The organism is Planktomarina temperata RCA23 (assembly GCF_000738435.1).
In the GTDB taxonomy this organism is placed as follows: Bacteria; Pseudomonadota; Alphaproteobacteria; order Rhodobacterales; family Rhodobacteraceae; genus Planktomarina; species Planktomarina temperata.
Genome location: NZ_CP003984.1, coordinates 2,552,380 through 2,564,794, shown reverse-complemented (window position 1 = coordinate 2,564,794; position 12,415 = coordinate 2,552,380). Strand labels below are relative to the sequence as shown.

The window sequence follows — 12,415 nt, the reverse complement described above, 5'->3', positions numbered from 1 at the left end:
CTGCTGGAGATCGATTGCGAAGTGATTGTCCAAGGGAGCCGTCCTATTATGTTTTCTTCCTTTGGATATGGGCTGATCTGCCGTTTTTGCAACGCCTTGGCGCTAATTCTTTTTTGCACAATGGGTCAGGCGGAGACCCAATCGGAGGCTGCGGCTGAGACTCCCGCCAAGACCGTCGTGGCTTTCGGAGACAGCTTGACCCAGGGTTATGGTTTGCCGGCAGAAAGTGGCTTTGTGCCACAGTTGGGCGCTTGGCTGGCCGGGCAGGGGGCTCAGGCGCGCATGATCAACGCAGGCGTTTCCGGCGACACGACAGCGGGGGGATTGGCCCGGCTGGACTGGACTTTGGTCGAACCGGTGGATTTGGTGATCGTCAATCTTGGTTCAAATGACATGCTGCGGGGCTTGGATCCCGGCTTGGCACATGAAAATTTGAGTCAAATTTTAGATAAATTGGAGGCTCGGGGTATCGCGGCGCTTTTGGTTGGGCACTTGGGGCCGCTGAACTATGGCGCGGAGTATAAGGCGCAGTATGACCGAGCTTTTCAAGAGCTGGCCACTCGCTATGATGTCGCCTTCTACCCTTTCTATTTCAAAACGCTCATGGCGCCGGACGGGGTGACACCAGATTTGCAGAATTATTTCCAAGCCGACGGATTGCACCCCAATGCCGAAGGCGTCGCGGCTGTGGTTGCTGATATGGGCCCCTATGTTTTGCGCGCGTTGGGCCGGTAGCGGTCTACGCCCTAGATACTGGTGTTGGCTTTCAAAAAGAATTGAGCGCGAATGATTTCGCAGGCTGCGCCCTGGGATCGGGCATTGGCGCCAATGCTGCCGGCTTCAATTTTTGGCGGGATGAGGCCGCGGGTGTCTTGAGTGGCGACATAACGGCGGACACGGTTTACCAAATCATCGCGTAGGCTGGCCGGGAAGGACCCATCGATTAAGATGGCCTCAAAATCAATAACCGAACAGGCCGAGAGGCTGGCTTTCGCCAGCTCTTGCGCCGTTTGCAGCAGCCAGGGTTCCACATAGCGTGTCAGCCTGGTCCAGCTGTCTGGATCATCCCAAAGCTGCCGGGTTTCGATATCGACTTCGCGCAAGCGGGCCTCTAGGAGATGAATGGAGGCCATGTCGATCAATTGCATACTTTCGCCGATAGGGCTGATGCTTCGGATCGAGCCCAAAGCGCCCGCATTTCCTTGCCGTCCGACATAGACAGAGTTGTTCAGCACCACACCCCCGCCAATAAAGGCGCCAATGAAGAAATAGGCATAGTCTTGAAACTCTTTGCCGCGTCCATAGGTGTGCTCAGCTTGGCAGGCGGCCGTGGCATCATTCATCACGATGACAGGCAGGTCGCTGAATTCGCCAACTTCAGCGACCAAATCAACCTCGCTCCAGGCGCGGAAGGCATTGCTGGGCGCGTCAATCGAGGCGTCCCAATTCCAAAATTCAAATGGCGCTGCGATGCCAATGCCGCAGATTCGCGCCTGTTCGGAGGCTGACAATTGCTCGGCGAGATTGAACAGGCCGTCTTGCAGGAAGGTCAAAACCACCTGTTTGATTGGAAAGTCATAGGTGATTTGCATCTCGCCGTGCGTGCCGCCTTTGAAATCCATTAATATCAGATCGGCGGATCTGCGTCCGATTTTGATGCCAAAGGAGAAGGCGCCATTGGCCGCCAAGCCCATGGGAATCGAGGGCTTCCCCACCTTGCCGCGCACAGGCGTTCCACGTTCCACCAGCCCGTCGGCTTCAAGCTGGCGTAAAATACCGGAGACGGTGGGGGGCGATAAATCGGCCAATTTGGCCAGGGCGCTGCCGGGCAAGCTGCCATGACGTTGGATAAGAGATAGAATCAAACGTTCGTTGTGATCCCTCACACCCTTTTGGCTTAAGCCCATACTCAATGATTTTACCTGCGCGTCATCCATATTGGGTGCATCTTACTGTATGTTACTCAGATAAATATAGGCCAAATTAATTAATAAATAAAGTTAATTAATTAATTGACTTGAGCCATCGAATCGCGCAATCTTATCCAGATAACCGCGTTTGGCGGCTGATCGACGGCAAGGGCAAAAGCCCTTGTGACTTGTTTTATGGGAGGAAGACATGAAGAAACTATTAGCTGGGTCTGCATTGGCCTTGATTGCATCTGTGGGCATGGCATCCGCAGGCGACCTGACTTGCTTGATCACAAAGAACAACACCAACCCGTTTTTTGTGAAAATGAAAGAGGGTGCGGAGGCGGCTGCAACGGCTGCGGGCATGGATTTTCAGGCCTATGCGGGCGTGACAGATGGTGATGCTGCTCCGCAAATCAACGCAATTGAAAACTGTGTTGCGGCTGGCGCAAAAGGCATTTTGATCACACCGTCCAACGACTCTGTGGGACCGGCTTTGATTGATGCGCGCACAGCGGGTGTTTTGGTCATCGCTTTGGATACGCCGCTGGCGGACAAAAACGCACAAGATATGACCTTCGCAACCGATAACTTTGAGGCAGGTCTTTTGATCGGCCAATGGGCTGCTGCAACACTCGGTGCTGATGCAGCAAACGCGAAAATCGGTATGCTCGATATCAACAAAGACAATATCTCTGTTGATGTTGCGCGCGACACAGGCTTCTTGGTTGGCTTTGGTATTGATGTGCCAAATCTGAACGTCATGGGCTCAGAAACGGATCCGCGCGTGATTGGTCACGAAACATCCTATGCCTCTGTTGAGGGCGGTGTGACCGCGATGGAAAATCTGTTGGCCCGCGAGCCTGATATCAATGTCGTATATACCATCAACGAACCTGCCGCTGAAGGCGCTTATCAGGCGCTGCAAAATGCCGGCAAAACAGGGGTTCTGGTGGTCTCTGTTGACGGCGGCTGCCCCGGTATTGCCAGCGTCAAAGACGGTGTGATTGGCGCAACGTCTCAGCAGTACCCATTGCTGATGGCCTCCAAAGGTGTGGAAGCGATTGCCAAATTTGCAGCCGATGGCACGAAGCCTTCCGCTTCAGATGGTTTGACCTTCTTTAACACCGGTGTGAACTTGGTTACCGATGCGCCGGTCGATGGGGTTCCTTCTATTGACAGCGACCGCGGCACTGAGCTTTGCTGGGGCTAAGGCTGTTTTAAGCGAAACGATAAGACAGAAGGCGGCATTCAGTGTCGCCTTCTTTCGGTAAGCTGGATCAATTCGCCAGCTGCCGCGACATTGATAGAGGGTAGGATATCGCCATGAGTATGGAACAAGAGCCAAAACAAGCCGGCTCCGAGTTTGAGGTCGGCCTTGATGCCGCAGACAAATCTGTCGCCTCTTTCGCGCGCGATGATCGGTCAATAGATCACATTTTGCGCGGCATATTGCGCCGCAACCCAACCATTATTCCCGCGATGGTTTTGGTGTTCAGCGTGATTTGCTTTGGCATCATCGCGCCAAATTTCATGTCGCCGGGCGTGCTGTCTTTGGTGCTCAAACAAGTCACCGTGACCGGTGTGGTTGCCATTGCACAGACCTTGATCATTTTAACCGCAGGCATCGACCTCTCGGTGGGCGCGATTATGGTGCTCTCGTCTATGATTATGGGTCGTTTGGCGGTTGATTTTGGCATCCCGCCCTTTTTCGCCGTGACGATCTCATTGTTCGTTGGGGCGCTTATGGGCTGGGTCAACGGCGTTTTGGTGACCATCGTCAAACTGCCGCCTTTCATCGTAACCCTTGGCACGCTGTCGGTCTTTACGGCTTTGCTGCTGTGGTATTCCGGCTCGCAATCTATCCGCGGCGCGGATATCCGCGAGATGGCACCGAGCCTTCTATTTTTTGGGCATTCTTTGCGCTTTGGTGGTTTTGTGCTGACCTATGGAGGGCTCGCGCTGATCGGATTGGCGATATTGATTTGGTATCTGCTCAATCACACCGCCTGGGGACGGCATGTGCATGCGATCGGCGATGATCCGGATGCTGCGATGCTGTCAGGGATTAAGATTAATCGTACATTGATTTCTGTTTACGCGCTGGCCGGGCTCATCTGTGGATTCGCTGGCTGGGTGGCCGCCGGCCGGGTGGGGTCGATCTCACCCATTGGGTTTACCGACATCAACCTTGCCAGCATCACCGCGGTGGTGATTGGCGGCACCTCACTGTTTGGTGGGCGCGGTTCGATCCTAGGATCTGTGCTGGGGGCGATGATTGTGGGTGTATTCAATACCGGCCTGTCTTTGGCCGGGGTAGATGATTATTGGCAAATGTTTGCAGCGGGTAATTTGGTTTTGATCGCGGTGGCGCTTGACCAATGGCTGCGGAGGGCGACAAAATGAGTGAGAAGCAACCTATTATCCAAGCCCGAGGGCTTATGAAGCGCTATGGTACGGTGATCGCCATGGATGGGGCAGATTTCGATTTATACCCCGGAGAAATTTGCGCAGTGATTGGCGACAATGGCGCGGGCAAATCGACCTTGATCAAGGCTCTCTCTGGAGCGGTTGTACCAGATCATGGCGAGGTCTTGGTGGATGGGCGTCCGGTGAATTTCAAATCCCCGGATGATGCCCGCAGCGAAGGCATTGAAACGGTCTATCAAAACCTGGCTCTATCGCCAGCGCTCTCGATTGCCAATAATATGTTTTTGGGGCGCGAGATGCGCAAGCCCGGTGTCCTGGGATCAGTGTTTCGCATGATGGATCACAAACGTATGCAAGACTTTGCGCGTGATAAATTGTCCGAGCTTGGGCTTATGACCATTCAGAACATCAATCAAGCGGTGGAAACGCTCTCGGGTGGCCAACGCCAGGGGGTCGCGGTGGCGCGGGCCGCGGCTTTTGGTTCGAAGGTGATTATTCTCGATGAGCCGACAGCGGCATTGGGGGTCAAGGAATCTCGCCGGGTCTTGGAGCTCATCTTAGATGTGCGCTCGCGCGGTATTCCGATTATCTTGATCAGTCACAACATGCCCCATGTCTTTGAGGTGGCCGATCGCATTCATGTGCATCGCCTGGGCAAGCGATTGTGCGTCATTGATCCTCGTGACTATACGATGTCCGATGCGGTGGCCTTTATGACCGGTGCCAAGGAAGCGCCTGAGCAGGCCGCATGAGTGCGCAGATCTCCGCCCTGCTGGAGCGGGTGCTGCAAAGCCCCAGGCGCCATGTGCGGCGGGTGATCGCCATTGCGGGGCCTCCCGCCAGCGGGAAGTCCACGCTTGCGGCCGGGCTGGTCGCGGCCTTGCAGCAGGCTGGCGTGACCAGTCAGCTTGTGCCGATGGATGGGTTTCACCTCGACAATAGCGTTCTTACGGATCGCGGGATTTTAGACCGCAAGGGCAGCCCGCCGAGTTTTGATGCAATCGGGCTTTTGCGATTGGTGCAGGTGCTTGGCGCGGCGCAGGAGTTATATTACCCGGTGTTCGACCGGGCCCGCGATCTCTCTATTGCGGGCGCAGGGCATATTGCACCGGACTGTGATACGATCGTCATCGAAGGGAACTATCTTTTGATGGACGCGCCGATCTGGCGCGATATGGCGGGCTATTGGGATTTGTCCATCCAGCTGACTTGCTCTGACGCTGAGCTTGAGGCGCGGCTGATACAGCGCTGGCTGGATCATGGATTGACGCCAGAGGCCGCGCGCATCCGTGCCCAAAGCAATGACCTGCCCAACGCCCGACTGGTGGGGCAGACGGCGCTTCGCGCCGATGTGGTGCTGTGAGAAATCGCAGCCGCGCGCACTTTAAATCCGTTCAATTAAAAGGAGCATGAGAAGTTGTCGCCTTACGCCTGCTACCTGTTGACAGCAAAAGCGACTCTGCATATACGCCCCTCATCTGCCATGGGGGATACCTCATTGCGCAACATCAAAATTTGAAGTGGTCAAGAACAGCTTGCTGTTCCTCTGGAACCCCCGCCGCCCCCTCCGACTACGGGAAGGGATGCGGTTTTGGTTGTGCTTTGGCGAAAAATTACCGCGATCAGACGCGGAAACCGGCGATGGGTAACTGACCTGGCGCTTAACATTGGAACCGGTGGGGACTATTCCCATCACCTTATTTGTCTAGACGGGAAGAGAACCGCCAATGCCAACGATCCAACAGCTGATCCGGAAACCCCGGCAGCCTAAAGTAAAACGCAGCAAGTCCATGCACTTGCAAGAATGTCCACAAAAACGCGGTGTCTGCACACGCGTTTATACAACAACGCCTAAGAAACCGAACTCGGCGATGCGGAAAGTTGCAAAAGTCCGTTTGACCAATGGTTTTGAGGTGATCAGCTACATCCCAGGTGAAAGCCACAACCTGCAAGAACACTCTGTTGTTTTGATCCGCGGGGGCCGGGTAAAAGATCTTCCTGGTGTGCGTTATCACATCCTGCGCGGTGTTCTGGATACTCAGGGCGTCAAAGATCGTAAGCAACGTCGTTCGAAATACGGCGCGAAGCGTCCGAAGTAAGGGAATCAAGATATGTCACGTCGTCACGCCGCTGAGAAGCGCTCTGTCCTGCCCGATGCCAAATATGGTGATTTGGTGCTGACAAAATTCATGAACAACTTGATGCTCGATGGTAAAAAATCCGTTGCAGAACGCATCGTCTACGGTGCGCTGGAGCGTGTCGAAGCCAAGGTCAAGCGCGCACCTGTTGAGATGTTCCACGAAGCTTTGGAAAACATCAAACCTTCCGTCGAAGTGCGCTCACGCCGCGTCGGTGGTGCAACCTACCAGGTGCCTGTTGAAGTACGTCCCGAGCGGCGCGAAGCTCTTGCAATCCGTTGGTTGATTACAGCCAGCCGCAAGCGCAACGAAAACACAATGGAAGAGCGTCTTGCTGGCGAATTGTTGGACGCGGTGCAATCCCGTGGTTCCGCCGTCAAGAAGCGCGAAGACACTCACAAGATGGCCGACGCAAACAAAGCGTTCAGCCATTATCGCTGGTAATCCCACAGAGGCTGAACAGATATGGCACGCGAATATCCACTAGAGCTGTACCGCAACTTCGGTATCATGGCGCACATCGATGCTGGTAAAACAACCTGCTCCGAGCGGATCCTGTATTATACAGGTAAAGAGCATAACATCGGTGAAGTGCATGATGGCGCTGCAACCATGGATCACATGGAGCAAGAGCAAGAGCGTGGCATCACGATCACTTCTGCTGCGACCACCACTTTTTGGGAGCGCACAGAAGACGGTGTGTCCCCAGACAGCCCCAAGCACCGCTTGAACATTATTGACACTCCAGGCCACGTTGACTTCACAATTGAAGTTGAGCGGTCCTTGGCGGTTCTTGATGGCGCGGTCTGCGTGCTCGATGCGAATGCTGGTGTTGAGCCTCAAACCGAAACAGTTTGGCGTCAAGCGGACCGCTACAAGGTTCCACGGATGGTTTTTGTCAACAAAATGGACAAAATCGGCGCGGACTTTTTCAACTGTGTTGAGATGATCGAAGATCGTACAGGCGCGGTGGCTGTGCCAATCGCTTTCCCAATTGGCGCAGAGACTGAACTGGAAGGTTTGGTTGATCTTGTGACGATGGAAGAGTGGCTATGGCAGGGTGAAGACCTTGGCGCCTCTTGGATCAAAGCTCCAATCCGTGCTGAGCTGCAAGAAACAGCTGATAAATGGCGCGCCAAATTGGTTGAATCTGCTGTCGAGCAAGATGATGAAGCCATGATGGAATATTTGGAAGGCAATGAGCCCGACGTTCCGACGCTGCGCAAATTGATCCGCAAGGGTACATTGGCGATGGCATTCGTGCCTGTGCTTGGTGGATCTGCGTTTAAAAACAAAGGTGTTCAGCCCTTGCTGAACGCGGTTGTAGATTACTTGCCGAGCCCTCTCGATGTTGTCGACTATATGGGCTTTAAACCCGGCGATGAGACAGAAACCCGTGACATCGCCCGCCGTGCGGATGACGACATGCCCTTCTCTGCGCTGGCGTTCAAAATCTGGAATGACCCCTTTGTTGGCTCTTTGACCTTCACACGGATTTATTCTGGCAAATTGGAAAAAGGCGATTCTTTCTTGAACTCCACAAAGGGTAAGAAAGAGCGCGTGGGTCGTATGATGATCATGCACTCCAATGACCGTGATGAAATCTCAGAAGCATTTTCTGGCGACATCATCGCTTTGGGTGGCCTGAAGGACACAACAACTGGGGATACACTTTGTGCGGTGAATGCTCCGGTGGTTCTGGAAACAATGACTTTCCCAGAGCCTGTGATCGAAATTGCGGTTGAGCCAAAAACCAAGGGCGACCAAGAGAAAATGGGCCTGGCGCTGCAGCGTCTGTCTGCTGAAGATCCATCCTTCCGCGTGGAAACTGACATTGAATCAGGTCAGACCATCATGAAAGGCATGGGCGAGCTGCATTTGGATATCCTTGTGGATCGTATGCGCCGTGAGTTTAAAGTCGAAGCCAATATCGGTGCGCCACAGGTGGCCTATCGTGAGACCATCGGCCATGAAGTCACCCACACTTACACCCACAAAAAACAATCGGGTGGCTCTGGTCAATACGGTGAGGTCAAGCTGACCATTACACCGACCGAGCCGGGTGAAGGTTATTCTTTCGAATCTCGCGTCGTTGGCGGCTCGGTTCCAAAGGAATATATCCCAGGTGTTGAAAAGGGTATTCGCTCCGTTATGGACAGCGGTCCTCTGGCTGGCTTCCCTGTGATCGACTTCAAAGTGGCTTTGCTTGAGGGTAAATATCACGATGTTGACTCCTCTGTTCTGGCCTTTGAGATCGCATCGCGGATGTGTATGCGCGAAGGCATGCGTCTGGCTGGCGCGAAACTGCTTGAGCCTGTGATGAAGGTCGAAGTGATCACACCTGAAGAGTATACAGGTGGCATCATCGGCGATTTGACATCGCGTCGGGGTCAAGTTCAGGGTCAAGAAAATCGCGGCAACGCGATTGCAATTGATGCCTTTGTGCCTTTGGCGAATATGTTTGGTTACATCAATACTCTGCGTTCCATGTCTTCGGGCCGCGCCAATTTTACCATGCAGTTCGATCACTACGAACCTGTTCCGTCGAATATCTCTGAAGAGATCCAAGCGAAATTTGCATAAACGTGGTGGGCCACTGGCCCACCCTACACCAACCCGTAGGGTGGGCATTGTGCCCACCGCCACGAACAACAAGAGGAGCCACCCATGGCTAAGGAAAAGTTTGAACGCTCGAAACCCCACGTTAACATCGGCACGATTGGTCACGTTGACCATGGTAAGACAACCTTGACAGCTGCGATCACCAAGCAATTTGGTGATTTTAAAGCCTATGACGAGATTGACGGCGCGCCGGAAGAGAAGGCCCGTGGTATTACGATTTCGACTGCGCATGTTGAATATGAAACAGAGACCCGCCACTACGCGCATGTTGATTGCCCTGGCCACGCTGACTATGTGAAAAACATGATCACCGGTGCGGCGCAGATGGATGGTGCGATCTTGGTTGTGAACGCGGCCGATGGCCCGATGCCACAGACCCGTGAGCACATTTTGCTCGGCCGTCAGGTTGGCATTCCTTACATGGTTGTTTACATGAACAAAGTTGACCAAGTTGACGACGACGAGTTGCTCGAATTGGTTGAAATGGAAATCCGTGAGCTGCTGTCCAGCTACGAATATCCTGGCGATGATATCCCTGTGATTGCCGGCTCTGCTTTGGCCGCTTTGGAAGATCGCGACGCGGCTATTGGCTCTGAGTCCATCGCAAAATTGATGGCGGCTGTGGATGAGTATATCCCAACACCGGCGCGTGCGGTTGACCAGCCTTTCTTGCTGCCGATCGAGGATGTGTTCTCAATCTCCGGCCGTGGTACAGTTGTAACTGGCCGTATTGAGCGCGGTGTGATCAATGTGGGCGAAGAGATTGAAATCGTCGGCATCCGTGACACATCGAAAACTGTCTGCACAGGCGTTGAAATGTTCCGCAAACTGCTCGATCGCGGTGAAGCTGGCGACAACGTAGGTGTTCTGCTGCGCGGCATCGACCGCAATGGCGTTGAGCGCGGTCAGATCCTGTGTAAGCCAGGTTCTGTGAAGCCTCACACGAAGTTTGAAGCCGAAGCCTATATTCTGACCAAAGAAGAAGGTGGCCGTCACACGCCATTCTTCGCCAACTACCGTCCACAGTTCTACTTCCGGACCACCGATGTGACCGGCACAGTTGTTCTGCCTTCGGGTACTGAAATGGTGATGCCAGGTGATAACCTCAAATTCGACGTTGAGCTGATCGCCCCAATCGCCATGGAAACCGGCCTGCGCTTCGCCATCCGCGAAGGCGGCCGCACCGTCGGCGCCGGTGTCGTATCCAAAATCAACGAGTAAAACTCACTACCGCAGGCCTCATTCGTGAGGCCTGCACCGTTCGACGAGGGCGGGTTCGCCGGTCCTCCTATCAACAGACTTCAAGCCCTGGAAAGGGGTAACGAAATGCAAAGTCAAAATATCCGCATTCGTCTGAAGGCCTTTGACCACCGTGTGTTGGATGCGTCCACACTCGAGATCGTCAATACAGCCAAACGGACAGGTGCGCAGGTACGTGGCCCAATCCCACTGCCGAACAAAATCGAGAAATTTACAGTTCTGCGTGGCCCTCACGTTGACAAAAAATCTCGTGACCAGTTTGAAATCCGCACGCACAAACGCCTGCTGGATATCGTTGATCCAACACCACAGACCGTGGACGCGCTGATGAAGCTCGACCTGGCTGCCGGTGTTGACGTGCAAATCTCAGTTTAAGGGGGGTATTGATTATGCGCTCTGGAGTTATTGCGAAAAAAATGGGCATGACCCGTTTGTTCATGGAAGACGGTAAGCAAATCCCGGTGACAGTGCTCGCTTTGGATGGTCTGCAAGTTGTCGCACAGCGTACTGCCGATTTGGATGGTTACACAGCCGTGCAATTGGGCGCTGGATCGGCAAAAGCTAAACGCACAAGCCAAGCGATGCGCGGCCATTTTGCCAAGGCAAATGTTGCGCCCAAGCGTAAAGTTGCCGAATTCCGCGTCTCTGCTGAAAACTTGATTGAAGTGGGTGCTGAGATTTCAGCCGAACATTTCCTTGAAGGTCAAATGGTTGACGTATCCGGCACATCGATCGGTAAAGGTTTCCAAGGTGCGATGAAGCGCTGGAACTTTGGCGGTTTGCGTGCATCACACGGTGTGTCCATCAGCCACCGTTCCCACGGTTCGACAGGTCAATGTCAAGATCCGGGTAAAGTGTTCAAAGGCAAGAAAATGGCCGGTCACATGGGTGCGGCGAAAGTCACCACCCAGAACTTGGAAGTTGTGCGTACAGACGCTGATCGCGGTTTGATCATGGTCAAAGGCGCGGTTCCAGGTTCCAAGGGCGGCTGGGTCACAATCAAAGATGCGATGAAAAAGAAATTGCCTGACGGCGTTCCTTTTCCAGCAGCAATCAAATCAGCAGCCGCACCGGCCGAAGCTCCTGTAGCTGACGCTCCTGCGGAAGGCGGTGAAGCATGAAACTAGATGTCATCAAACTCGACGGCGGCAAGGCCGGTTCGATTGATCTAAATGAGGCATTGTTTGGTCTTGAGCCACGTGTCGACATCCTGCACCGTGTTGTGCGCTGGCAGCGTAACAATGCGCAGGCTGGTACACATAAGGTGAAAACCCGGTCTGAAGTCAGCTACTCCACCAAGAAGATCTATCGTCAGAAAGGCACCGGCGGCGCACGTCACGGCGCGCGTTCTGCTCCGATCTTCCGCGGTGGCGGCGTTTATAAAGGTCCAACACCGCGCAGCCACGGCCATGATTTGCCGAAAAAAGTGCGGGCGCTGGGTCTGAAGCATGCTCTGTCTGCGAAAGCAAAAGCGGGTGAGCTGGTTGTGATTGATGCGGCTGTTTCTGACGGTAAAACAGGTGCGCTGGCCAAAGCGGTTGCGAACTTGGGTTGGAAACGTGCTTTGATCATCGACGGCGCAGCTGTAAATGAAAACTTTGCACAGGCAGCGCGGAATATTGAAGGTCTGGATATCCTGCCGACAATGGGTGCGAATGTGTTTGATATCCTGAAGCGTGACACTCTTGTGATCACAAAAGCAGGGTTGGAAGCTTTGGAGGCCCGTTTGAAATGAGCGCGAAACCAGAACATTACGATGTGATCCGCAAGCCGATCATCACTGAGAAAACCACAATGGCCTCTGAAAATGGCGCGGTTGTGTTTGAAGTGGCTATCGACAGCAATAAGCCCAGCATCAAAGAGGCTGTTGAAAGCCTGTTTGACGTGAAGGTTAAAGCGGTGAACACTACGATCACCAAAGGGAAATCAAAGCGCTTTCGCGGCATGCTCGGCAAACGCCGTGATGTGAAAAAAGCCTATGTGACCCTTGAAGAAGGCAACACAATCGACGTAACGACTGGGTTGTAAGATTTTCAATGCGTCCGCATTTCGATG

The 12,415-nt window shown here is 53.7% G+C and carries 14 protein-coding genes; 13 read left to right on the top strand and 1 reads right to left on the bottom strand.

Annotated elements, in window-relative coordinates; genetic code table 11:
• Positions 1-48 precede the first annotated feature (48 nt).
• On the top strand, positions 49-735 hold the full coding sequence (locus RCA23_RS12390; RefSeq protein WP_081871029.1) for a GDSL-type esterase/lipase family protein: 687 nt from the start codon (positions 49-51) through the stop codon (positions 733-735).
• A gap of 11 nt (positions 736-746) precedes the next feature.
• Here the strand turns inward: RCA23_RS12390 and RCA23_RS12385 are convergent, their stop codons facing one another.
• Positions 747-1,937 (bottom strand): ROK family transcriptional regulator, encoded by a 1,191-nt coding sequence (locus tag RCA23_RS12385; RefSeq protein WP_044050573.1) that lies wholly within the window; start codon positions 1,935-1,937, stop codon positions 747-749.
• Between the two features lie 181 nt (positions 1,938-2,118).
• Between RCA23_RS12385 and RCA23_RS12380 the strand changes: the two genes are divergently transcribed.
• The 12 genes from RCA23_RS12380 (at position 2,119) to RCA23_RS12325 (ending at position 12,388) form a co-directional block, all read left to right on the top strand.
• Entirely contained in the window at positions 2,119-3,123 is a 1,005-nt protein-coding gene (locus tag RCA23_RS12380; protein WP_044050572.1) for a substrate-binding domain-containing protein, read from the top strand.
• Between the two features lie 113 nt (positions 3,124-3,236).
• Positions 3,237-4,316, top strand: a complete 1,080-nt coding sequence (locus tag RCA23_RS12375; protein WP_201770464.1) for an ABC transporter permease subunit — start codon at positions 3,237-3,239, stop codon at positions 4,314-4,316.
• Entirely contained in the window at positions 4,313-5,092 is a 780-nt protein-coding gene (locus RCA23_RS12370; protein WP_044051554.1) for an ATP-binding cassette domain-containing protein, read from the top strand. Before RCA23_RS12375 ends, RCA23_RS12370 begins: the two co-directional genes overlap by 4 nt.
• A complete protein-coding gene (locus tag RCA23_RS12365; protein WP_044050570.1) occupies positions 5,089-5,703 on the top strand; it encodes a nucleoside/nucleotide kinase family protein in 615 nt (204 codons plus the stop codon). Before RCA23_RS12370 ends, RCA23_RS12365 begins: the two co-directional genes overlap by 4 nt.
• Before the next feature lie 364 nt (positions 5,704-6,067).
• Positions 6,068-6,439, top strand: coding sequence for a 30S ribosomal protein S12 (rpsL, locus tag RCA23_RS12360; protein WP_007118826.1), 372 nt, complete (start codon positions 6,068-6,070; stop codon positions 6,437-6,439).
• A gap of 12 nt (positions 6,440-6,451) precedes the next feature.
• Positions 6,452-6,922 (top strand): 30S ribosomal protein S7, encoded by a 471-nt coding sequence (gene rpsG, locus RCA23_RS12355; RefSeq protein ID WP_044050569.1) that lies wholly within the window; start codon positions 6,452-6,454, stop codon positions 6,920-6,922.
• A gap of 21 nt (positions 6,923-6,943) precedes the next feature.
• The gene (gene fusA, locus RCA23_RS12350; RefSeq protein WP_044050568.1) at positions 6,944-9,061 is read left to right on the top strand and encodes an elongation factor G; all 2,118 of its coding nucleotides are present in this window, start codon (positions 6,944-6,946) and stop codon (positions 9,059-9,061) included.
• Positions 9,062-9,145: 84 nt separating this feature from the next.
• The gene (tuf, locus tag RCA23_RS12345; protein ID WP_044048960.1) at positions 9,146-10,321 is read left to right on the top strand and encodes an elongation factor Tu; all 1,176 of its coding nucleotides are present in this window, start codon (positions 9,146-9,148) and stop codon (positions 10,319-10,321) included.
• Positions 10,322-10,426: 105 nt separating this feature from the next.
• On the top strand, positions 10,427-10,735 hold the full coding sequence (rpsJ, locus tag RCA23_RS12340; protein WP_044050567.1) for a 30S ribosomal protein S10: 309 nt from the start codon (positions 10,427-10,429) through the stop codon (positions 10,733-10,735).
• Between the two features lie 14 nt (positions 10,736-10,749).
• Positions 10,750-11,481, top strand: a complete 732-nt coding sequence (gene rplC, locus RCA23_RS12335; RefSeq protein WP_044050566.1) for a 50S ribosomal protein L3 — start codon at positions 10,750-10,752, stop codon at positions 11,479-11,481.
• Positions 11,478-12,095, top strand: coding sequence for a 50S ribosomal protein L4 (gene rplD, locus RCA23_RS12330; protein WP_044050565.1), 618 nt, complete (start codon positions 11,478-11,480; stop codon positions 12,093-12,095). Before rplC ends, rplD begins: the two co-directional genes overlap by 4 nt.
• Entirely contained in the window at positions 12,092-12,388 is a 297-nt protein-coding gene (locus RCA23_RS12325) for a 50S ribosomal protein L23 (RefSeq protein ID WP_044050564.1), read from the top strand. The genes rplD and RCA23_RS12325 overlap by 4 nt, the downstream gene beginning before the upstream one ends.
• The last annotated feature ends 27 nt before the right edge of the window (positions 12,389-12,415 follow it).